Source organism: Aeromicrobium sp. SP1 (assembly GCF_055663785.1).
In genome coordinates this window covers 993092-1013618 of the sequence record NZ_JBQVVK010000001.1, presented here as the reverse complement: position 1 = coordinate 1013618, position 20527 = coordinate 993092, and the positions used below count along the sequence as shown (strand labels likewise).

The 20527-nt window shown below is 69.8% G+C and carries 23 protein-coding genes; 11 read left to right on the top strand and 12 right to left on the bottom strand.

Annotated features, from left to right (window positions below; translation table 11 throughout):
- The first annotated feature begins 21 nt into the window (after positions 1–21).
- The 7 genes from ACT26F_RS05015 (at position 22) to ACT26F_RS04985 (ending at position 5515) form a co-directional block, all read left to right on the top strand.
- The gene (locus tag ACT26F_RS05015; protein WP_471669396.1) at positions 22–1089 is read left to right on the top strand and encodes an ABC transporter ATP-binding protein; all 1068 of its coding nucleotides are present in this window, start codon (positions 22–24) and stop codon (positions 1087–1089) included.
- Positions 1090–1127: 38 nt separating this feature from the next.
- Positions 1128–2045 (top strand): metal ABC transporter solute-binding protein, Zn/Mn family, encoded by a 918-nt coding sequence (locus ACT26F_RS05010; protein WP_471669395.1) that lies wholly within the window; start codon positions 1128–1130, stop codon positions 2043–2045.
- A gap of 20 nt (positions 2046–2065) precedes the next feature.
- Positions 2066–2839 (top strand): metal ABC transporter ATP-binding protein, encoded by a 774-nt coding sequence (locus ACT26F_RS05005; RefSeq protein ID WP_471669394.1) that lies wholly within the window; start codon positions 2066–2068, stop codon positions 2837–2839.
- Entirely contained in the window at positions 2836–3666 is an 831-nt protein-coding gene (locus ACT26F_RS05000) for a metal ABC transporter permease (RefSeq protein ID WP_471669393.1), read from the top strand. The genes ACT26F_RS05005 and ACT26F_RS05000 overlap by 4 nt, the downstream gene beginning before the upstream one ends.
- Entirely contained in the window at positions 3659–4048 is a 390-nt protein-coding gene (locus ACT26F_RS04995; protein WP_471669392.1) for a Fur family transcriptional regulator, read from the top strand. Before ACT26F_RS05000 ends, ACT26F_RS04995 begins: the two co-directional genes overlap by 8 nt.
- Positions 4027–4884, top strand: coding sequence for a 3-methyladenine DNA glycosylase (locus tag ACT26F_RS04990; protein WP_471669391.1), 858 nt, complete (start codon positions 4027–4029; stop codon positions 4882–4884). Before ACT26F_RS04995 ends, ACT26F_RS04990 begins: the two co-directional genes overlap by 22 nt.
- A gap of 178 nt (positions 4885–5062) precedes the next feature.
- Positions 5063–5515 (top strand): GNAT family N-acetyltransferase, encoded by a 453-nt coding sequence (locus ACT26F_RS04985; RefSeq protein WP_471669390.1) that lies wholly within the window; start codon positions 5063–5065, stop codon positions 5513–5515.
- Positions 5516–5649: 134 nt separating this feature from the next.
- On the opposite strand, the gene ACT26F_RS04980 is transcribed toward ACT26F_RS04985, so the two are convergent.
- Both ACT26F_RS04980 and ACT26F_RS04975 read right to left on the bottom strand, forming a co-directional pair.
- Positions 5650–6009: an MmcQ/YjbR family DNA-binding protein gene (locus ACT26F_RS04980; RefSeq protein ID WP_471671652.1), complete on the bottom strand. Its 360-nt coding sequence runs from the start codon at positions 6007–6009 to the stop codon at positions 5650–5652.
- A 303-nt stretch (positions 6010–6312) separates the two neighbouring features.
- The gene (locus ACT26F_RS04975) at positions 6313–6795 is read right to left on the bottom strand and encodes a DinB family protein (protein WP_471669389.1); all 483 of its coding nucleotides are present in this window, start codon (positions 6793–6795) and stop codon (positions 6313–6315) included.
- Positions 6796–6912: 117 nt separating this feature from the next.
- On the opposite strand from ACT26F_RS04975, the gene ACT26F_RS04970 reads away from it, so the two are divergent.
- The 4 genes from ACT26F_RS04970 (at position 6913) to ACT26F_RS04955 (ending at position 9668) form a co-directional block, all read left to right on the top strand.
- Positions 6913–7389, top strand: a complete 477-nt coding sequence (locus ACT26F_RS04970) for a CoA-binding protein (RefSeq protein WP_471669388.1) — start codon at positions 6913–6915, stop codon at positions 7387–7389.
- A 23-nt stretch (positions 7390–7412) separates the two neighbouring features.
- Positions 7413–7865 (top strand): hypothetical protein, encoded by a 453-nt coding sequence (locus tag ACT26F_RS04965; RefSeq protein ID WP_471669387.1) that lies wholly within the window; start codon positions 7413–7415, stop codon positions 7863–7865.
- Positions 7852–8283, top strand: coding sequence for a hypothetical protein (locus tag ACT26F_RS04960; RefSeq protein ID WP_471669386.1), 432 nt, complete (start codon positions 7852–7854; stop codon positions 8281–8283). The genes ACT26F_RS04965 and ACT26F_RS04960 overlap by 14 nt, the downstream gene beginning before the upstream one ends.
- 179 nt (positions 8284–8462) lie before the next feature.
- Positions 8463–9668, top strand: a complete 1206-nt coding sequence (locus ACT26F_RS04955; RefSeq protein ID WP_471669385.1) for an HNH endonuclease signature motif containing protein — start codon at positions 8463–8465, stop codon at positions 9666–9668.
- Here the strand turns inward: ACT26F_RS04955 and ACT26F_RS04950 are convergent.
- The 10 genes from ACT26F_RS04950 to infC form a co-directional block, all read right to left on the bottom strand.
- Positions 9632–10288: a hypothetical protein gene (locus ACT26F_RS04950; RefSeq protein WP_471669384.1), complete on the bottom strand. Its 657-nt coding sequence runs from the start codon at positions 10286–10288 to the stop codon at positions 9632–9634. The genes ACT26F_RS04955 and ACT26F_RS04950 overlap by 37 nt on opposite strands.
- A gap of 8 nt (positions 10289–10296) precedes the next feature.
- Entirely contained in the window at positions 10297–11898 is a 1602-nt protein-coding gene (gene cimA, locus ACT26F_RS04945; protein ID WP_471669383.1) for a citramalate synthase, read from the bottom strand.
- Between the two features lie 156 nt (positions 11899–12054).
- Positions 12055–13494: an aspartate ammonia-lyase gene (locus tag ACT26F_RS04940; protein WP_471669382.1), complete on the bottom strand. Its 1440-nt coding sequence runs from the start codon at positions 13492–13494 to the stop codon at positions 12055–12057.
- 36 nt (positions 13495–13530) lie between these two features.
- Positions 13531–16041, bottom strand: a complete 2511-nt coding sequence (gene pheT, locus ACT26F_RS04935) for a phenylalanine--tRNA ligase subunit beta (RefSeq protein ID WP_471669381.1) — start codon at positions 16039–16041, stop codon at positions 13531–13533.
- A gap of 1 nt (position 16042) precedes the next feature.
- A complete protein-coding gene (gene pheS / locus ACT26F_RS04930; RefSeq protein WP_471669380.1) occupies positions 16043–17146 on the bottom strand; it encodes a phenylalanine--tRNA ligase subunit alpha in 1104 nt (367 codons plus the stop codon).
- A gap of 10 nt (positions 17147–17156) precedes the next feature.
- On the bottom strand, positions 17157–18194 hold the full coding sequence (locus ACT26F_RS04925; protein WP_471669379.1) for a sensor histidine kinase: 1038 nt from the start codon (positions 18192–18194) through the stop codon (positions 17157–17159).
- Between the two features lie 10 nt (positions 18195–18204).
- On the bottom strand, positions 18205–18990 hold the full coding sequence (locus ACT26F_RS04920) for a TrmH family RNA methyltransferase (RefSeq protein ID WP_471669378.1): 786 nt from the start codon (positions 18988–18990) through the stop codon (positions 18205–18207).
- A 20-nt stretch (positions 18991–19010) separates the two neighbouring features.
- Positions 19011–19403 (bottom strand): 50S ribosomal protein L20, encoded by a 393-nt coding sequence (rplT, locus tag ACT26F_RS04915; protein WP_471669377.1) that lies wholly within the window; start codon positions 19401–19403, stop codon positions 19011–19013.
- 36 nt (positions 19404–19439) lie between these two features.
- Positions 19440–19634 (bottom strand): 50S ribosomal protein L35, encoded by a 195-nt coding sequence (gene rpmI, locus ACT26F_RS04910; RefSeq protein ID WP_471669376.1) that lies wholly within the window; start codon positions 19632–19634, stop codon positions 19440–19442.
- Between the two features lie 2 nt (positions 19635–19636).
- Complete coding sequence (gene infC / locus ACT26F_RS04905) at positions 19637–20497, bottom strand: translation initiation factor IF-3 (protein WP_471669375.1); 861 nt, start codon at positions 20495–20497, stop codon at positions 19637–19639.
- Between the last annotated feature and the right edge of the window lie 30 nt (positions 20498–20527).

Sequence of the window (20527 nt, the reverse complement as noted above, 5' to 3'; positions counted from 1 at the left end):
GACCACGATGGAGGGACACCCATGGCCTCGGTGACGTTCGACAAGGCGACCCGCTTCTTCGACGGGCAGGAGCGCCCCGCCGTCGACGGGATCGACCTGCGGATCGAGGACGGTGAGTTCCTCGTGCTGGTCGGTCCGTCGGGATGCGGCAAGTCCACGACCCTGCGCATGCTGGCGGGCCTGGAGGACGTGGACCAGGGTCGCATCCTGATCGGGTCCAAGGACGTCACGAGCCTGGCCCCGCGCGACCGGGACATCGCGATGGTGTTCCAGAACTACGCGCTGTACCCGCACATGACGGTGGCCGAGAACATGGGCTTCGCCCTGAAGATCGCCGGCACCCCCAAGTCCGAGATCGCCACCCGCGTGGCCGAGGCGGCGGACCTGCTCGGACTGACCGAGTACCTGGCCCGCAAGCCCAAGGCTCTCTCGGGCGGACAGCGGCAGCGGGTCGCGATGGGCCGGGCGATCGTGCGGTCGCCGCAGGTGTTCCTGATGGACGAGCCGCTGTCGAACCTCGATGCGAAGCTGCGGGTCCAGACCCGCACCCAGATCGCCGCCCTGCAGCGCCGCCTCGGCACCACGACGGTGTACGTCACCCACGACCAGGTCGAGGCCATGACGATGGGCGACCGCGTCGCGGTGATGGACGCCGGCGTCCTCCAGCAGGTCGCCACGCCGCGCGAGATGTACGACCGGCCCGCGAACCTGTTCGTCGCCGGCTTCCTCGGATCGCCCGCGATGAACCTGCTCGACGTGGCCGTCGTCGACGGTGGCGTCCAGCTGGGCGACACGGTCGTGCCGGTCCCCCGCGACACGCTCGCCCGGGCAACCGGATCGACGCTCACGATCGGCGTGCGTCCCGAGAACCTCGGGATCGTCGAGCACGGCCTGCCGATCACGGTGTCGCTCGTCGAGGAGACCGGCGCGGACGCGTACCTGTACGGCCACACCGAGAACCTCACGGACAACCTCGTCGCCCGGACCGACTGGCGGACGCCGCCGGAGAAGGGCAGCGAGATCCACCTCGCGCCGCTCGATCCCGCACTCGTCCACGTCTTCGATCCGACCTCGGGCTCGCGCCTCTGATTTGACAACCGTTCTCAGATTTCTTGAGAATGGTTGTCATGAAGCTCTTCGCCGCCGCGTGCGCTGCCCTGCTCGCCGGATCGCTCGCCGCGTGCGGTGGTGCCGCTGACGACGGTCGCACCGACGTCGTGGCGTCGTTCTACCCCGCGGCGTTCCTCGCCGAGCGGATCGGTGGCGACGCCGTGCACGTGTCCTCGCTGACCTCCCCCGGCGCCGAGCCGCACGACCTCGAGCTGACCGCCAAGCAGGTCGTGGCGGTCCACGAGGCCGACGTCCTGGTCTACCTCTCCGACTTCCAGACCGCGGTCGACAAGGCGGTCGACGATGCCGACCGGCCCTCCGACACGACGGTCGACATCGGTGCCGATGTCACCCGGCTCGAGGAGTCCGAGGAGGAGGAAGCCGAGGAAGGCCACGAGGACCACGACCACGGTCACTCGGACCCGCACGTGTGGCTCGACCCCGCGACCATGGTCGCCGCGGCCGGCACGGTGCGCGACGCCCTCGTCGCCGCCGACCCCGAGCACCGCGCGACGTACGAGCAGAACGCCGCGGCCCTCGTGAGCGACCTGGAAGGCCTCGACACGGCCTTCACGAAGGGCCTCGCCGCGTGCGAGCGCGACGACTTCGTCACGTCGCACGCCGCGTTTGGCTACCTCGCCCGCGCCTACGACCTCCACCAGATCGCGATCAGCGGGGTCGACCCCCAGTCCGAGCCGAGCACCGCGGCGCTCGCCGAGATCACGCAGCTCGTCGAGCAGGAGGGGATCACGACGATCTTCACCGAGCGACTCGCGTCGCCGGCGCTCGCCGACACGGTCGCCCGCGAGACCGGCGCCGCCACCGCCGTCCTCGATCCCGTCGAGGGTCTCACGGACGAGACGAGCGACGAGGACTACCTTTCCCTCATGGCCCAGAACCTCGCCGCGCTGCAGAAGGCGAACGGCTGCTCATGAGCGAGCGTCAGCGAGTGACCATGACCGATCCCATCCACGCCAGAGACGTCGTGGTCGACCTCGGCGGCACCCCCGTGCTGCGCGGAGTCGACCTCGTCGTGCGACCGGGCGAGTTCGTCGCGATCCTGGGCGCCAACGGCTCGGGCAAGTCCACGCTCGTGCGGGCGCTCGTGGGACTCGTCCCCTTCCGCGGCTCCGTCGACCTGTTCGGCACTCCCCTCGATCGCTTCGACCAGCACGACCGGCTGGGCTACATGGCCCAGCGTCCCGATGCGTCGGCCGGCGTCCCCGCCACGGTCACCGAGGTCGTGCTGAGCGGTGCCCTCTCCAAGCGGCCGCGGTTCGGCTGGCCGCGTCGCGCCGACCGGGACGCAGCCCGCGGACTGATCGAGCGCGTGGGCCTGGGCTCGCACGCCCACCGGCCGATCACCGAGCTCTCGGGTGGACAGCAGCAGCGCGCCCACATCGCCCGCGCCCTCGTGGCGCAGCCTGACCTGGTCGTCATGGACGAGCCGATGGCCGGCGTCGACGCGCACAGCGCCGCCGTGTTCGCCGACCTGCTGTCGGAGATCTCGGGGCGCGGCACGGCGATCGTCATGGTCGCCCACGAGCTGGGGCCGATCGCCCCGCTCATCGATCGCGCCGTCCACCTCGAGAACGGCCTCGTCGAGTACGAGGGGCCCGCGGTCGGCCCTGGCACCCACGATCATGCGCACGACCACCGGCACACGAGCGAGCCGGCGGCCGTCCGTCCGGTCCCCGCCGAGGGCCCGCTCCCGGGAGGCAACGGATGAGCATCCTGTCGTACCCGTTCATGCAGTACGCGCTCGTCGCGGCGGTCGTCACGGGCCTGAGCGCGCCCGCGATCGGCACGTTCGTCGTCCAGCGCCGGCTCGCCCTGCTCGGCGACGGGCTCGGCCACGTCGCGCTCACCGGTGTCGCGCTGGGCCTGCTCACCGGCATCGCTCCGCTCGCGACCGCGGTCGTCGTCGCGGTCGGAGGGGCGATCCTGATCGAGGTCCTGCGCAGCGTCGGCCGCACGAGCGGCGACCTCGCGCTCGCGATGCTCTTCTACGGCGGCATCGCCGGCGGCGTGCTGCTGACGAACCTCGCGGGCGAGTCCGCCGCGACCCTGAACCAGTACCTGTTCGGCTCGATCATCACGATGAGCCGTTCCGACCTCGCGATCGTCGTGGTGCTCGGGATCGTGGTGGTCGCGGCGGCGATCGTGCTGCGGCCACAACTCTTCGCGCTGTGCCAGGACGAGCAGCAGGCCCGTGTCATGGGCATCCCGGTCCGGCTGTACGGCGCGCTCATCGCGGTGCTCGCCGCCGTGACGATCACCGTCGCGATGCGCACCGTCGGACTGCTGCTGGTCTCGGCCCTCATGGTCGTGCCGGTCGCCGCGGCCCAGCAGCTGACGACGAGCTTCCGCTCGACGCACCTCGCCGCGATGGCGATCGGGCTCTTCTCGGCGGTCGCCGGCCTGCTCGGCAGCTACCAGATCGACACGCAGCCCGGACCTACGATCGTCATGATCGCCCTCGCGGTGTTCGTGGTGGCCGCCGTGGCCCGTGGCGTTCTCCACCTGCGCTCGCCTCGGGAGGTTCGCCATGGTTGAGGCACCTCGTAACACCCGTCAGCGCCGCGCGGTCGCCGCGCTCATGGACGACCTCGACGGCTTCCGCTCCGCCCAGGAGATCCACGCCCTGCTCGAGCGACGCGGCGAGACGGTCGGCCTCTCGACGGTCTACCGCACGCTGCAGGCGCTCGCGGACGCCGACGAGATCGACGCGCTGCGATCCGACGAGGGCGAGACCCTGTACCGGCGCTGCAGCCGCGGCCACCACCACCACCTCGTGTGCCGGTCGTGTGGGCGCACGGTCGAGGTCGAGGGGCCCACGGTGGAGCGGTGGGCCAACCGGATCGCCGACGAGAACGGCTTTTCCGACGTTGCCCACACGCTCGAGATCTTCGGGACGTGCGACGCGTGCAGGTCCTGAGTCGGGCCGAGTGGGAGCCGCGCGCCGAGGCGCACCGCGAGCGCGCCCGGCTGCACACCCAACCTCACCTGGCCCGGCGTGCCGACGGCGTGAAGCATCCCGTGCACGACTTCCTGTTCGAGTACTACAACCTCTCCCCCGGCGCGCTGGAGCGCTGGCACCCGGGGATCGGCGTCGGACTGGCCGAGGCGCCCGAGTACGCCCAACTCGGCTCGTACGTCGCCGAGGACGGGATCGCCACGGTCGACGCGTCCCGTCTCGACCGCCGACTGCCGGGGCTCCGCTGGACTCGTGACCTGCTCGCCCGCACCGCCGCGCGCCCGGCGCGCACCGGCTGCTTCGGGCTTCACGAGTGGGCGATGGTCTACCGCGACGCCGACGACCGCCGCCACCCCGCTCCCCTGCGGCTGGGTGCCCGGGGCACCGACGAGGTCGTCGAGTCGCACCAGCTCGTGTGCACCCACGTCGACGCGTTCCGGTTCTTCACCGAGCCGGCCCGCCCGCTCAACCGCGAGGTCCTCGGCCGCGAGCACCAGCTCGACCGCGAGCAGCCCGGCTGCCTGCACGCCACGATGGACCTCTACCGGATCGCCTTCCGCCTGCTGCCGTTCGTCGAGTCCACGATCGTGCTCGACGCCTTCGACCTGGCGCTCGCCGTCCGCGAGGTCGACATGATGGCCTCGCCCTACGACCTCGCCGCCCTCGGCTACGACCCGATCGCGATCGAGACCCCGGAGGGCAAGGCCGAGTACGTCCGCCGCCAACGCGACTTCACCGAGGCGGCCGCTCCCCTCCGTGCCCGCCTCCTCACCCACATCGACGCCCTCCTCACCTGATCGGTCCTCGAGTGCCGGCGAGCAGCAACCCGGTGGTCGAGTGCCGGCGAGCAGCAACCCGGTGGTCGAGTGCCGGCGAGCTGCAACCCGGTGGTCGAGTGCCGGCGAGCGAAGCGAGACGGTGTATCGAGACCACACAGGAACCCGTAACTCTCACCCACCCAGATATCGTCAACCCGTGCCCCTCGAACCCATCACCGCCCGCCCCGGCCCCGAACTCAGCGCCAGCGAGCTCTACGAGATCTGGCGCATCCGCGACGTCGTCTTCGCCGTCGAGCAGCAGTGCGAGGAGCCCGACGTCGACGGCGTCGACCTCCGCCCCGACTGCACCCACCTCTGGATCGCCGACGACGCCGGCCGCGTGCACTCGTACCTGCGCACCTACCTGGCCGACGGCATCCGCAAGGTCGGCCGCGTCGCCACCGTCAAGGAGTCCCGCGGCCAAGGCCTCTCCGGCCGACTCGTCCGCGACGTGATCGACCGCTGGGGCGATGCCGAGATCAAGCTCGGCGCCCAGGCCTACCTCGAGGACTGGTACGGCACCTTCGGCTTTGTGACCTACGGTCCGCATTTCATGGAGGCCGGCATCGACCACGTCCCCATGCGCCGACTTCCGGGTACATCCCAGTAGGTACGTCCTTCCGCCCAGAAGGATGTACCGGTTTGGCCCAGATATCGGGTCCGATGCCGAATCGTCGGTGAACCCTATCGCCGCGTACGGCAACGGGAGACGCCCTCCACTCGCACCGGCTGGACCCCCGCAGCCTAGGACGGCAACTCGTCGGCGCGTTCCTCGAGCAGTGCGTCGGGCGCAGTCAACCGCCACGCCTCGAAGGTGAGCTCGGCCAGCTCGTCGCGCTCAATTCGTTCGAGGTAGACGACAACCCAGCCGAAGCCTCCGGAGGTGAACTGCACCTCGAAGACGTCCGGCCGCTCGGTCACCAGAGAGAACTGCTCGACCAGCGTCTGCTTCAACCCGACCGTTCGGGTTGCCGGCCACAGGTAGCCGAAAGCACGACGGTCGACATCGAACCGGAGCCACTTGTCCCGGTCGGAGCGGCTGACACCGGGGAGCTGGGACACCAAGTCGAGAAAGTCAGGGATCTCGCAGGGCACGACCCTCATCATGCCGCGACCGGTGCACGGTCGATCGATGAGCGGTCATCGTTCCAGTTCGCGTCACTCCGCCGCGAATGAACGCCCGGCCTGCGGGCAGGCTAGGTTGTCAACCGTCGCGCCGTCGCGTGAAGCGGGGATCGTCGAGACTTCGGACGCTCAGTACGTGCTCGTGTCCGTGACGTACTCCGGATCGACGAATTCCGCGATCACGCCGCTGCCCGGGCCGGGCGGAGGCGCAGCGCCACGCGGACGCCCTCTCGTCCGTGTGCGACGAGTCGACGGAGTGACGGAGGAAGCGCCCGCTCGCAGTCAGCTCTCCTGGCCACGCCGTGCGTGCAGCTGCTCCACGAGAATGTCGCCGTGCCCGGCGTGTCTGGCCAGCTCTCGCACCATGTGCATCAGCACCCAGCGAACGGTCACGGGCGTCCCTCGCCAGTCGAGCTGGTCGTCGAGATTACGTCCTGCGGCCAGCTGCCGGGACCGGTCGCACGTAGCGAGGTACGTGGCGCGCACGGAGTCCACCGTGTCGTGCGCCTCGAGGGCGAAGCTCTCGTCGACGGTCTCGGGGATGCCGAGCTCTTCTCGCGTGCGTCCACCGATCCGGTGGTCGAACCACACCTGCTCGACGAACGTGGCGTGCTTGACGAGTGCGAGGACGGTCGTCAACGAGGGCACGAGCCGCTCCCGGGCCTCCTGCTCGGTGATGTCGTCGAGCAGCGCGGCCACTTCGGACCGTTGTTCATCAACCATCGCGTCAAGCAGCTCGCGCTCGCTCGCGGTGAAGATCTCCATGGGAACTCACGCTAGTGGCGTAGTCACCACGGCCGCCCACCCGTACGCGAGCACCCAGCCCTGAACCCGCCCGGGACGATGATGGCTGAGGGGGCACCGAAGGGATTGGTGATCGACATGACCAAGATCAAGGACGCCGCCTCGACGTTTCTGCAGAGCCGGCGGATCGCCGTGACCGGCGTGTCCCGCAACGCCGAGGGCCACGGCAGCAACCTCGTCTACCAGCGGCTGAAGGAGCGCGGGTACGAGGTGTTCGCGGTCAACCCCAACACCGCTGAGGTCGAGGGCGACCCGGCGTACCCGGACCTCGCAGCGATTCCCGGCGGTGTCGAGGCGGTCGTGATCGGCACGCGGCCGGAGCATGCACCCGGGACGATGCGCGAAGCGGCCGAGTTGGGCATCTCCCAGGTCTGGATGCACCGCTCCTTCGGCGGAGGGAGCGTGTCACCCGAAGCCACGGCGTACGGACGCGAGCACGGCATCACGGTCATCGACGGCGGCTGCCCACTCATGTTCGGCCCGACCTCCGACGGCGCACACCGCGTCATGTGCCACCTATTCAGCCTCAACGGCCACGTCCCCCGCCACGTGTGACTCCGCCGTAGTACCTTCCGGGGGTGAAAGTCGCGCGTGGCCTGCTGTTGGCCTTGCGGGTGATCGGCGCCGTCGGTGCGTCGGCGCTCGTCCTCTGGGGTCTCTACATGGGGACGAACGAGGCGATCTTCCACGGCTTCTCACCCTTGTGCGCCGACGGCCATCCGGAGTACGACCCCGCTGTCTGCGGACTCACCTGGGGCGCTGGACTCCCCTATCTCGCCGCGAGCGTCCTCGGGATCGCCCTGCTGTGCGTGTGCGTCTGGCGCCGCTGGTTCACCCGCGTCGTGCTTGCCGCTTCCGGAGCATTCGCGGTCCTCGTGGCGATCTGGCTGCTGTGGGCCACGAACTGGCAGCCCGTGAATCCGCAGTACCCGGAGCCGCCCGCTCCGCTGTACCTCCTCCTGGCGGCCGGGACGCTCGCCGTCGTGCTCGCGATTCGCGGCTACGATCGATCCCGAGATGGACACTGCTGAGCAGATCGAGGCCTACCTCGCGAGCCAACCGGAGCCGAAGCAGTCGGAGCTCCGCGATCTGCACGAGCGCGTGGTCCGCGAGTTCCCCGAGAGTCGGCTGTGGTTCGACGACGGCACGAACGCGGACGGCAAGGTCGTGTCGAATCCGAACATCGGCTACGGCGAGTACACGATCACCTACGCCGACGGGACGACGCGCGAGTTCTACCGCATCGGCATGAGCGCCAACTCCACGGGAATCTCGGTCTACGTGCTCGGTCTCGACGACAAGACGTTCCTGACGCGCACGTACGGCGAGGCGATCGGCAAGGCGAGCGTCACCGGCTACTGCATCAAGTTCAGGCGACTCTCCACGATCGACGTGGACGTCCTGCAGGCGGCGATCCGGCACGGAATGACCGTCGAGCACGCGCGCTGATAGGCCGCGCCGCGTGATCTCGATACGCGGCTCGTTCCTCGCCCGCTACTCGATCACCGAACTCCCCCACGAGCTCTGATCGCAGGTGGTCGAGTAGCTCGCGAGCGCAGCGAGCGGCGTATCGAGACCACCGATTCGCGTCCCGGAAAAGTGTCGGACCTGCCCACTAGGTTGGGTGCATGGGTTCGGGGGTCGTGGCGGAGACGTGCGAGATCGTGCGTCGAGCGCGGGCGCAGGCGGAGTTCGCCGAGTGGGCGTTCGTCGCCAACCGTCACGCGGCCCAGGTGGCGAAGATCGACCGGACCGACGAGATCGTGCTGTCCAAGGAGTTGGCGCGCCGTGAGGTCACCCTCGATCTGGCGCAGGCGTTGCACGTCTCGGAGAACCGGATCTGGGCGATGATCCACGAGGCCGAGGCGATCCACGAACGGGTGCCGGGTGTGTGGGATGCGTTCCGGGACGGGGACCTCGACGCGGACCGGGTCGCGGCGATCGCGCAGACCGCCGACCGACTCGCCCGCCGCGAGTCCTGGACCCTGCTCGAGCACAGCGCCCCGGAGTACGCCGCCACCCACACGGTCGCCGAACTGCGGGCCTGGTTGCGCCGGTTCCGGGCCCGGATCGAACCGGACGAGGTCGCCGTCGAGACCGCGCAGGCCGTCGAGGACCGCAGGGTGTCGGTGACCCACAACGACGACGGCACCAGCTGGTTGAACGCGCTACTGCCCACCGGCGTCGCGATCGCCGTCGCCGACCGACTCCGCCGCGCGGCGAAGGCACTGCCCAAGCACGATCCCGAGACCGGCGAGCGGGACCGCCGCACCCGCGACCAGAAGCAGGCCGACCTCGTCGGACATTGGCTGACGTCGTGCACCGGCACCGCGACCGACATCCGTGCCGAGATCGCCATCAGCATCGCCGCCACCGACCTGATCGGGCTGACCGACGGGCCCGGGATCACCCGCGACGGCGACGAAGCCGTCACCGCCGACTGGGTCCGCGAACTCGCCACCAGCGAACACACCATGCTGCGCAGACTCGTCCTCGACCCCGTCGGACAGGTCCTCGACACCACGATCCTGGCCTACCGACCACCCGAATCACTGCGGCAAGCTCTCCGATGGAGAGACGGCACCTGCCGCGTCACCGGCTGCCAAGCACCCGTCCACGACACCGACCTCGACCACGCCAAGGCCTACGACTCCGGCGGCCACACCACCGGCAACAACCTCAGATGCCTGTGCCGCAAACACCACAACATGAAGAGCCACGGCCACCTCGACGACCGCCACCTCGACACACCCACCCGACACATCGAGCGCTACCTGCCCTGCCCACCAACGGTCTACTACTGCGACATCGTCGACCCCGGACGGGCCGCCTGACCTCGACGGCGATCGGGCAGCACGCGGGCGACATCACGCGGGGCGTCGACCCACAAGCCCACCCGGTCGACCATCAGATCGCCCTTGGAGGTGCGGAGGACGGTGTGCTCGGTGAGCACGACCTCCAGGTTCGTCCTGCTGCTCACGCCGACGAGCAACAGCCCGTCGTCGAGGTGCACCGACCTGACGACTCCCGGCAGGTCGTGCTCGGCGGCGCGTGAGTGAGCGACCGCCGTCAACGGGACGTCGACCCAGGTCCGGGCTCCGTTGCGGATGCGCAGGCAACGGTCGTCGAGCAGGTGGGGACGCACCCGGTAGGAAGCCAGCATCCCCACCATCCACAGCACGCCCCAGATGCCGAGCACCAACAGCGGGAGGCGGATGGTCTCGGCCCACGCGGCGTCCAGATGACGCAGAATCACCTCGAGCACGACGACCTCGACCGCGGAGCCGAAGATCCACAGCCACAGGGTCGGACCCACGAGTTCGGCGTAGCCGATCGGGGTCGTGCCACTCGGAACGTCCGGACGGCGGACGATCAACCGGCCGAGGCAGCGGTACAGCGCCAACTCCAGCAGGAGCGCCTCTCGCCCCACGTCGACCAGCCGTCGCACGGTCATGCGCGGCTCTACGGCGCCTCGACGCCGTGCGAGCGCAGGCCGAACGTCAGGGCATCGACGAGCGCCTCGAACGACGCCTCGATCATGTTCGGGCCGACGCCGACCGTGACCCACGAGCTCTTGCCGTCCGTGGTCTCGATCAGCACGCGGGTGACCGCGTCGGTCCCGTGGCCCTGGTCGAGGATGCGCACCCGGAAGTCGATCAGGTGGAACTGCGCGACGTCGGGGTAGATCTGCTCGATCGCCACCCGCAGCGCGTGGTCGAGGGCGTTGACCGGGCCGTTGCCCTCCCCCACGACCGCCGTGCGGGTGCCACCGGCGACCACCTTGACGATCGCCTCGGCGCCGCCGTCTCCGGCCGAGCCGGCGATGACGCGCCACGACTCGACCTCGAAGTAGCTGGGACGCCGGCCGGTGACCTCCTCGGTGAGCAACAGCTCGAACGACGCGTCGGCCGCCTCGAACGTGTAGCCCTCCTGCTCCATCGCCTTCACCTTGTCGGTGATCCGCGTCAGCATCGCGTTGTCGCCGGACAGGTCGAAGCCCAGCTCGCGGCCCTTGAGCTCGATCGTCGCGCGACCGGCCATCTCCGAGACCAGCAGGCGCATGTCGTTGCCGACGAGGGCCGGATCCATGTGCTGGTACAGGTCGGGGTCGACCCGGATGGCGCTGGCGTGCAGGCCGGCCTTGTGGGCGAACGCCGAGACGCCCGTGTACGGCTGGCGCGCCGACGGCGGGTAGTTCGTGATCTCGCTGATCGCATGCGAGATGCGGGTCGCGTTCGCGAGCGCGCCCTCGGGCATGACGTCCATGTCCAGCTTGAACTCCAGGTTCGCGACCGACGTGACGAGGTCGGCGTTGCCGGTGCGCTCGCCGTAGCCGTTGACGCAGCCCTGCAGGTGGGTGGCCCCGGCCATCACCGCGGCGATCGAGTTGGCGACCGCGCAGCCGGTGTCGTTGTGGGCGTGGATCCCCAGTCGGGCGCCCGTGGCGTCGAGCACGTCGGCGACGATCTCGCCGACCTGGTGCGGCAGCATGCCGCCGTTCGTGTCGCACAGCACGATGACCTCGGCGCCGGCCTCGGCGGCCGTGCGGACGACCTCGAGGGCGTAGTCGCGGTTGTCGAGGTAGCCGTTGAAGAAGTGCTCACAGTCGAGGAAGACGCGCTGACCCTCGTCGCGCAGGTGGGTCACCGAGTCGCGCACCATCGCGAGGTTCTCCTCCAGCGTGGTGCGCAGGGCCTTCTCGACGTGCTGGTCGTGGCTCTTGGCCACGAGCGTCGCCACCGAGGCACCCGAGTCGCGGATCGCGCCGAGCAGCGCATCGTCGGCCGCGGCCACACCGGCACGGCGGGTCGCGCCGAACGCGGCGAGCGTCGCGTGCCGCAGGTCGAGCTCCTTGGCGGCCAGCGCGAAGAACTCGGTGTCCTTGGGGTTCGAACCGGGCCAGCCTCCCTCGATGTAGCCGACGCCCAGGTCGTCGAGGTGCTGCGCGATCGCGAGCTTGTCCTGCACGGAGAGGTTGAGGCCCTCCTGCTGGGCGCCGTCGCGCATCGTCGTGTCGTAGACGTGGAAGTCCGCCGGGTCGTGCTTCCCGAAGCTCGTGCTCATGTCCGGTCCCTGCTCAGTTCGCTCAATCGTGCGCGGCCAAGAAAAAAGCCCCCCGGATACGGGAGGCTGCGCGTCTGAGGTGATGCTTCAGACGCGCTATCCAATGATGATCACGAAGGTGGTCATGGCCACAGCGTACACCGGGCGTCGCTCACGTCACACACCCCCGGAACGGTCCGCCGGTTTCGGGCCCAGGTGCGCGAGCGTCTCCGGTTCGAGGATCCGTTCCAGCTCGTGCTTCGGCATCAGGCCCTTCTCCAGCACGAGCTCGGCGACACCGCGCCCCGTGAAGAGCGCCTCCTTCGCCAGCTCGGTCGCGGCCTGGTAGCCGATGTACGGATTGAGCGCCGTGACGAGCCCGATCGAGTTCGCGACCTCGTTCGCGAGGTGCTCACGGTTCGCAGTGATGCCCTTCACGCAGTGTTCGGTCAGGGTCACGATCGCCGTCCTCAGCCGGTACAGACCTGCCGACAGCGAGTAGCAGATGACCGGCTCGAACGCGTTCAGCTGGAGCTGGCCCGCCTCGGCCGCCATCGACACCGTGACGTCGTGCCCGATGATCTGGAAGGCCACCTGGTTGACCACCTCGGGGATCACCGGGTTCACCTTGCCGGGCATGATGCTCGACCCGGCCTGGCGCGGCGGCAGGTTGATCTCCCCCAGTCCGGCACGCGGTCCCGACGACAGCAGTCGCAGGTCGTTGCAGATCTTCGACAGCTTGACCGCGACCCGCTTGAGCACGCCGGACATCTGGACGAACGAGCCGCAGTCCTGCGTGGCCTCGATCAGGTCGACGGCCGTCACGAGCGGCAGTCCGGTGATCCGCGCGAGGTGGTCGCACGCCCGCTCGACGTAGCCCTCCGGCGCGTTGAGCTGGGTGCCGATCGCGGTCGCGCCGAGGTTGATCTCGTGCAGCAGCATGACGGCCTCGCGGAGCCGGGCGCGGTCCTCGGCGATCATGAGCGCGTACGCGCCGAACTCCTGACCCAGCGTCATCGGCACCGCGTCCTGCAACTGGGTGCGGCCCATCTTGAGGACGTCGTGGAACTCCTCGCCCTTGGCCCGGAAGGCCACCTCGAGGCCGCCCATCGCCTCGATCAGGTCGTACGTCGCGTTGACGACAGCGATCTTGACCGCCGTCGGGTACACGTCGTTCGTCGACTGGCTCAGGTTGACATGCTCGTTCGGGTGCAGGACGTCGTACGCCCCGCGCGGATGACCGAGGATCTCCAGGGCGCGGTTCGCGATGACCTCGTTCGCGTTCATGTTGGTCGAGGTCCCCGCGCCGCCCTGGATGACGTCGACGACGAACTGGTCGTGCAGGCTGCCGGCACGGATCTCCTGGCACGCCTGCACGATGGCCCGGTAGCGCTCGTCGTCGAGCAGGCCGAGATCGTGGTTGGTCTCGGCGGCGGCCTCCTTCACCGCCGCGAGCGCCTGCGGCAGGTACGGACTGATCGCGATTGGGACTCCTGTGATGGGGAAGTTCTCCAACGCTCGCAGGGTGTGGACGCCCCAGTAGACGTTGCCCGGGACCTCGCGCTCGCCGAGCAGGTCGTGCTCGATGCGGACGGCGTCCTCGACGTGCTCGCTCATGGCCCCATACAACCACCAAGCGAGCACCTCCACGCGTCAGCGCAGCTCGGCCCCCAAGGTGGCGGCGGCCGCCACGATCTGCTCGCGAGCCGCCTTGATCTCGGCATCCGTGAGGGTGTGGTCCTGCGCGCGCAGGCGCACCCGCAGGGCGAGGGACTTGCGGCCCGCGCCCACCTGGTCGCCCGTGTAGACGTCGAAGAGTCGCGCCGACTCCAGCAGCGGCGTCGCCGAGGCGACGACGGCCTGCAGGTCACCGGCGACGATCGCGTCGTCCACGATGAAGGCGAAGTCCTCCTTGGCCACCGGGAACGCCGAGAAGTGCGGCTTCGGCCCGATCAGGGGCGCGGCCTCGATCAGCGCGTCGAGGTCCAGCTCGGCGGCCGCGACCCGGCCGGGCAGCCCGTGGGCCTCCGCGACCTTCGGGTGCAGCTCGCCGGCGTGACCGACGACCCGATCGCCGACCGACAGCACGGCGCACCGGCCCGGGTGGAACGGCGCGAGGGACCCGGCCGTCACGGTCAGGTCGACGTGCAGGTTCTCGGCCACGAGTCGGGCGATCGCGACGGCGTCGGACCACGCCACGGCACGGCCGTCGCCGGCCCAGCCGGAACGCTCGCGCTCGCCCACGAGCACGAAGCCGACGTGGCGGGGCTGGTCGGGCAGGGCGGCGTCGAGCGCCGCGAGCTCCTCGACCGTGGGCCGACGATCGACGCCGTAGATCGGCGCCTGCGGGGCATCGGGTCGCGTGCGGAACACCCGGCCGGTCTCGGCGATCTGGACGACGGAGTGTCCGCGGCCGACGTTGAGCGAGGCCGCGCGCAGCAGTCCGACGAGCAGCGTCGGGGTGAGTCCCGGCTCTTCGTTCGACAGCGGGTTGGCCAGCAGCACGAGCTCACGGCGCGGATCGTCGGCGGGCAGCCCGAGCTTGTCGAGGTCGGCCGGGCCGACGAACGGCAGCGTCGTGACCTCGACCAGTCCGGCTCCGGCGAGCGTGTGCCCGACCCGCCGCCTCAGCTCCTGCTCGCGGGTCAGACCGCGGCCGCCCGTGGGCGTCGGCAGGACCGACGGCACGTTCTCGTACCCGGCCGAGCGCAGTGCCTCCTCGACGAAGTCGTACGGGTCGTTGAGGTCGAAGCGCCACGTCGGCGGGGTCACGGTGAACGTGTCCCCCTCGCGGGTGACGGCGCAGCCATTGCGGACGTACACGTCGTGCGCGAACTCCGGCGTGATGTCCAGTCCGCTGATCCGGCCCGGCAGTTCGACGGGGAACGCGACGGCGGTCCGGGTCGGCGCCTCGCCGACCACGGTCGCGCCGGGCGCGAGCGTTCCGCCGGCCAGTTCGACCAGCAGGTCGGCGACCCTCGCGGCACCGACGAGCGGCAGCGCGGGGTCGACGCCGCGCTCGTACCGCTTCGCGGCCTCGGACGGCAGCTTGTGACGCTTCACGGCGCGGAAGATCGTGACCGGATCCCAGTAGGCGGCCTCGACCACGACGTCGGTCGTGGTCCCGTCGATCTCGGTGCGGGCGCCACCCATGACGCCCGCGATCCCGATCGGTCCGGTGGCGTCCGCCACGAGCAGGTCGTCGGGGTTCAGCGCGCGGTCGACGTCGTCGAGGGTCGTGATGCGCTCGCCCTCGACCGCACGCCGGACGACGAGGTCGCCGTCGATCTTGACGCGGTCGTAGCAGTGGTTCGGCTGGCCGAGCTCGAGCATGACGTAGTTGCTGATGTCCACCGTGAGCGAGATCGGGCGCATGCCCGCGTCGGTGATCCGTCGGGCCATCCACTCGGGCGTGGTCGCGGTCGGGTCGATGCCGGTGACGAGGAGCGTCGTGAAGACCGGGCAGCCCTGCGGGTCGTCGACCCGGACGGGGTACGCGGGCGCGTCGGCCGCGGGGACCCCACGGTCGGCGGGGTCCTCGAAGGGGACGTCGAACGCCAGGGCGGCATCGCGAGCGACACCACGCAGGCTGAGCGCGTAGGCGCGGTCGGGGTTGACCTCGAGGTCGAGGGTCTGGTGGTCGAGGCCGAGCAGGGCGATCGCGTCGTCGCCCGGCTGCGCCGCACCGGCCGGCAGCACGAGGATGCCGTGCTCGGAGGACTCGTCCTCGGGCAAACCCAGCTCGCGGGTGGAGCAGATCATGCCGTCCGAGACGTGGCCGTACGTCTTGCGCGAGCCGATCTCGAAGCCGAGGGCCGGCAGGAACGTGCCCGGCAGCGACACGACGACCAGGTCGCCCACACCGAAGTTGTGGGCGCCGCAGACGATGCCACGGCTCGGCACGTCCTCACCGGGGGCGTCGGGCACGGAGGCGTCGTTCTGCGCCCCCACGTCGACCCGGCACCAGTTGATCGTCTTGCCGTTCTTCTGCTCCTCCGGCGAGATCGCCAGGACGCGGCCGACCGTCAGCGGACCGGACAGACCGCCGCCGAGGATCTCCTCGAGCTTGAGGTCGTACATCGTCAGGCGTTCGGCCAGCTGCTCCGTCGTGACGGCATCGGGCAGTGCGACGAGTGACCGCAGCCACTCCACGGGGACACGCATGTCAGAGACCAACTCCGAAGGGCTCGGTGAACCGGACGTCGCCGTCCCACAGGTCGCGCAGGTCGGCGATGTCGTAACGACTCGTGATGGTGCGGTCCAGGCCCATGCCGAACGCGAACCCCGAGTACACCTCGGGATCGACGCCGCACGCGACCAGGACGCGGGGGTTGACGACACCGCAGCCGCCCCACTCGACCCAGCCCTCGCCGCCACACGTGCGGCACGAGGAGACCTCGGCCGGGTCGTTGTGGCAGACGTAGCAGAGCAGGTCGACCTCGGCGGACGGCTCGGTGAAGGGGAAGTACGACGGGCGGAACCGCGTCGTGATCTCGGTGCCGTAGATCGCCCGGGCGAAGTGGTCCAGGGTGCCCTTCAGGTGCGCCATCGACAGGCCCTTGTCGATCGCGAGGCCCTCGACCTGGTGGAACACCGGCATGTGCGTCGCGTCGGCCTCGTCGGTGCGGTAGACCCGCCCGGGGCACACGACGTAGATCGGGGGCGTCCGCGTGAGCATCGTGCGCGCCTGGACCGGCGAGGTGTGCGTCCGCAGCACCATCGCGGCCTTCTCGGGGCTGACCCAGAACGTGTCCTGCATCGTGCGCGCCGGGTGGTCCGGACCGAGGTTCAGGGCGTCGAAGTTGAGCCACTCGGCCTCGACCTCGGGCCCCTCGGCGACCTCCCAGCCCATCGCGACGAAGATGTCGGCGACGTGCTCCTGGATCGTCGTGATCGGATGGCGCGAGCCGACCGGCTCGACGTCGGTGGGCAGCGTGACGTCGACGGCCTCGGCCGCGAGCCGGTGCTCGAACTCGACGGCCTCGACCTCGGCGGTGCGCGCGGCGAGCGCCTGGTTGACCGCGCCGCGGGCCTGTCCGACCCGCTGGCCGGCATCCTTGCGCGCCGCCGGGGGCAGCGCTCCGATCTCGCGGTTCGCCAGCGCGAGCGGCGAGCGGTCGCCCGTGTGGTCGATGCGCACCTGCTTGAGGGCGTCGAGCGAATCGGCCGCGGCGATGGCCGCGAGGGCCTCGTCACGCATGCGTTCGACCTCGTCGGCGCGCAACGGCGTCACCTCGACCGGGTCGTAGTCGGAATTGGGCGCAGACACGCCCGCCAGTCTATTCGGTCAGCGTGTCCGGCTCGTTCACGGGGAACCACACGCAGATCGAGGCGCCACCGCCCTCGGCGTCCTCGATCGAGATCGTGCCGCCGTGCTGGTCGACGACCCCGCGCACGATGAACATGCCCAGTCCGCTGCCGGCGCCGGGGCCGGACTTCCAGAAGCGGCTGAAGATTCGCATCCGCGACTCCACCGGGATGCCCGGGCCGTTGTCGATCACGATGACCTTCACGCCGGGGACGGTGCCGTGGGCCACGGGCCGCACGACGATCTCGCGCAGTCCGTCGCCGTGGCGCATCGCGTTCTCGACAAGGTTCGTGAGGACCTGCGTGACGCGGTCGGCGTCGCCCCACACGACGGGGATCTGGCCCTCGACACGCGGCACGGGCGGCTGCTCGGCGGTCGAGAAGACCGATCCGAGGACCCGCGCGGCGATCTCCTCGAGCCGGACCGGCTCGGTCCGCAGCGACAGCCGGCCCGCGTCGATGCGGGCGGCGTCGAGCAGCTCGGTGATGAGCCGGCTGAGTCGGTCGGCGTCGGCGTCGATCGTCTGCAGCATGAAGAGCCGCTGCTCCTCGGAGAAGGCGTCCCACCGGCCCAGCAGCGTGGCCGTGAAGCCCTTGATGCCGGTCAGCGGCGAGCGCAGCTCGTGGGCCACGGTCGCGACCATGTCGGACTTCTCCCGATCGCGCTGCAGGCGGACCCGGGCGTTGCGGATGCTGACGATGACCTGGACGACCTTGCCGGCCGGCCGGTCGCGCACGAGCGAGGCCGTGATGAGGTACTCACTGCCGCGCGGCGAGTACCACGAGGACTCGCTGATCCGGGTGCGGATGTTCAGGCCGTCGTACGGCTGGACGACGTCGAACCACGAGTTGCCGCTCAGGTCGTCGAACGGGATCGCGTCGGTCAGCTCCATGCCGAGCATCTCGTCGCCGTCGGCCCGCGACCAGTACCGGACCCAGCGGTTGGCCGCCACGACCTTGCCGTCGGCGTCGGCGACGATCACTCCGTCCGGGAAGTCCTCGAAGGGCACGGACGGCAGCCTAGCCCTGCTCCCGCGCCGAGGCGTAGAGGCACACGGCAGCCGCGGTGGCCAGATTGAGGCTTTCCGCGCGGCCACGAATCGGGACGGCGACGACCCGATCGGCCAGTGATGCGAGGTCGGCGGGCAGGCCGTGGGCCTCGTTGCCCATGAGCCACGCCGTCGGCCGGGACAGGTCGAGGTCGGTGTCGAACAGCCCGGTGTCGCCGCCACCGTCGGCGGCGAGCACCTGCACGCCGCGGTCCTGCAGCACCGCGAGGACCTCGACCGTGTCGTCCTCGACCGCGATCGGCACGTGGAACAGGGAACCGGCCGTGGCCCGCACGACCTTGGGGTTGAGCGGGTCGACGCTCTCGCCCGCCACGATGACGGCATCGGCGCCGGCGGCGTCGGCGCAGCGGATCACGGCGCCGAGGTTGCCGGGATCGCGGATCTCGGCGCACACCACGACGAGTCGCGCGTCGGTCGGCACGTCCACGAGGGTGCCCAGGACGCTGGCGCAGCGCGCCACGAGGCCCTGCGGCGTGACCGCGTCGGCGATCGCCTCGACGACGTCGTCGGTGACGACGTGCCAGACCTGGGCCTGCTCGACGAGCTCGGGGTGGCGCTCGGTCGCCTCGACCGTCGCGAAGACCTCGAGAGCGGCCTCCTCGGCGAGCGCCTCGCGCACCGCCTGCGGACCCTCGGCGAGGAACTCACCGGTCTTGACGCGGAACGCACGAGTGGCGAGCCGCCGAGCGTGCTTCACGCGTCCGGAACGGACGGTGAGCTCGCCGGGGCTCGCCACGGGTGCGTTGGAGTCGGTGCTCAGGCGACCGAATCCGCCTTGGGCGCGTTGACGTCCTCGGGGAGGTTCGCCTTGGCGACCTCGACGAGGGCGCTGAACGCGGCCGGGTCGTTGACGGCCAGGTCGGCGAGGATCTTGCGATCGACCTCGACCTCGGCGGCCTTCAGACCCTGGATGAAGCGGTTGTACGTGATGCCCTCGGCGCGAGCCGCGGCGTTGATCCGCTGGATCCAGAGGCGACGGAAGTCGCCCTTGCGGGCCTTGCGGTCGTTGTACGAGTAGACCAGCGAGTGGGTGACCTGCTCCTTGGCCTTGCGGTACAGACGCGAGCGCTGGCCACGGTAGCCCGAAGCGCGCTCGAGGATTTCGCGGCGCTTCTTCTGCGCATTCACTGAACGCTTGACGCGTGCCACAGTGTTACTCCTTCAAATTCTGGGGATCGGGGGCGCTCAGAGACCGAGCAGCTTCTTGACCTGCTTGGTGTCAGCCTTCGACACCTCGGTCGTGCCGGCGAGGCGGCGCTTCCGGGTCGAGGACTTGACCTCCAAGAGGTGACGGCGGTTGGTCTGCTCGCGGCGGAGCTTGCCCTTGCCGGTGATCTTGATGCGCTTCTTCATGCCCGAGTGGGGCTTGAACTTCGGCACGGTTATGCCTCCATGTCTGGGTCGAGGTTCTCAGAGCGACGCCGCGGCTTCTTGGGCGTCGCGTTCTTCTGCTGTTCTTCGCGGTGGGCCTTGTCGGCAGCCTCTTCGGCTTCCTTGTTGGCCTGGCGCTGAGCGATGGTCGTGGCCTTCTCGGCCTTGACCTCGGCCTGCGCCTCGGACTTCTTCTTGTGGGGACCGAGCACCATCGTCATGTTGCGACCGTCCTGACGGGCGTTCGACTCGATGAAGCCGAGATCCTCGACGTCTGCGGCCAGCTTCTGCAGCAGTCGGTACCCGAGCTCGGGGCGGTGCTGCTCACGGCCACGGAACATGATCGTGATCTTGACCTTGTCGCCCGCCTTGAGGAACCGCACGACGTGACCCTTCTTGGTGTCGTAGTCGTGCTGGTCGATCTTCGGGCGGAGCTTCATCTCCTTGATGACCGTGTTCGTCTGGTTGCGTCGCGACTCGCGGGCCTTCTGGGCAGCCTCGTACTTGAACTTGCCGAAGTCCATGAGTCGGCACACCGGTGGGCGGGCCTGCGGGGCGACCTCGACGAGATCGAGATCGGCCTCGGCGGCCAGGCGCAGGGCATCTTCGATGCGGACGATGCCGACCTGTTCACCGCTGGGTCCGACGAGCCGGACCTCCGGTACGCGAATGCGCTCGTTGACGCGCAGATCTGTGCTGATGGATCCTCCTGAGATCGGGTTTGGAGGACACGAAAAAGGTGGCCTCCGTCGAAGCGAAAGCCACCAGCCGCACGATGTCCGAAGACACGTGCCTCGCGCCCGGAACGAGTCCCGGGCGGGTGACCCCTGGATCCGAGGATCCAGCAGGTGGGAAGGTGACTTCCACTTCAATCAACCATCATACCAGTGCTCGGCATTCCC

Bases quoted from the DNA above. Each gene is read 5' to 3' on its own strand.
- ACT26F_RS05015 (WP_471669396.1), top strand. From the start codon at position 22: ATGGCCTCGGTGACGTTCGACAAGGCGACCCGCTTCTTCGACGGGCAG.
- ACT26F_RS05010 (WP_471669395.1), top strand. From the start codon at position 1,128: ATGAAGCTCTTCGCCGCCGCGTGCGCTGCCCTGCTCGCCGGATCGCTC.
- ACT26F_RS05005 (WP_471669394.1), top strand. From the start codon at position 2,066: ATGACCGATCCCATCCACGCCAGAGACGTCGTGGTCGACCTCGGCGGC.
- ACT26F_RS05000 (WP_471669393.1), top strand. From the start codon at position 2,836: ATGAGCATCCTGTCGTACCCGTTCATGCAGTACGCGCTCGTCGCGGCG.
- ACT26F_RS04995 (WP_471669392.1), top strand. From the start codon at position 3,659: ATGGTTGAGGCACCTCGTAACACCCGTCAGCGCCGCGCGGTCGCCGCG.
- ACT26F_RS04980 (WP_471671652.1), bottom strand. From the start codon at position 6,009: ATGAGGGTCGTGCCCTGCGAGATCCCTGACTTTCTCGACTTGGTGTCC.
- ACT26F_RS04975 (WP_471669389.1), bottom strand. From the start codon at position 6,795: ATGGAGATCTTCACCGCGAGCGAGCGCGAGCTGCTTGACGCGATGGTT.
- ACT26F_RS04970 (WP_471669388.1), top strand. From the start codon at position 6,913: ATGACCAAGATCAAGGACGCCGCCTCGACGTTTCTGCAGAGCCGGCGG.
- ACT26F_RS04960 (WP_471669386.1), top strand. From the start codon at position 7,852: ATGGACACTGCTGAGCAGATCGAGGCCTACCTCGCGAGCCAACCGGAG.
- ACT26F_RS04955 (WP_471669385.1), top strand. From the start codon at position 8,463: ATGGGTTCGGGGGTCGTGGCGGAGACGTGCGAGATCGTGCGTCGAGCG.
- ACT26F_RS04950 (WP_471669384.1), bottom strand. From the start codon at position 10,288: ATGACCGTGCGACGGCTGGTCGACGTGGGGCGAGAGGCGCTCCTGCTG.
- cimA (WP_471669383.1), bottom strand. From the start codon at position 11,898: ATGAGCACGAGCTTCGGGAAGCACGACCCGGCGGACTTCCACGTCTAC.
- ACT26F_RS04940 (WP_471669382.1), bottom strand. From the start codon at position 13,494: ATGAGCGAGCACGTCGAGGACGCCGTCCGCATCGAGCACGACCTGCTC.
- pheT (WP_471669381.1), bottom strand. From the start codon at position 16,041: ATGCGTGTCCCCGTGGAGTGGCTGCGGTCACTCGTCGCACTGCCCGAT.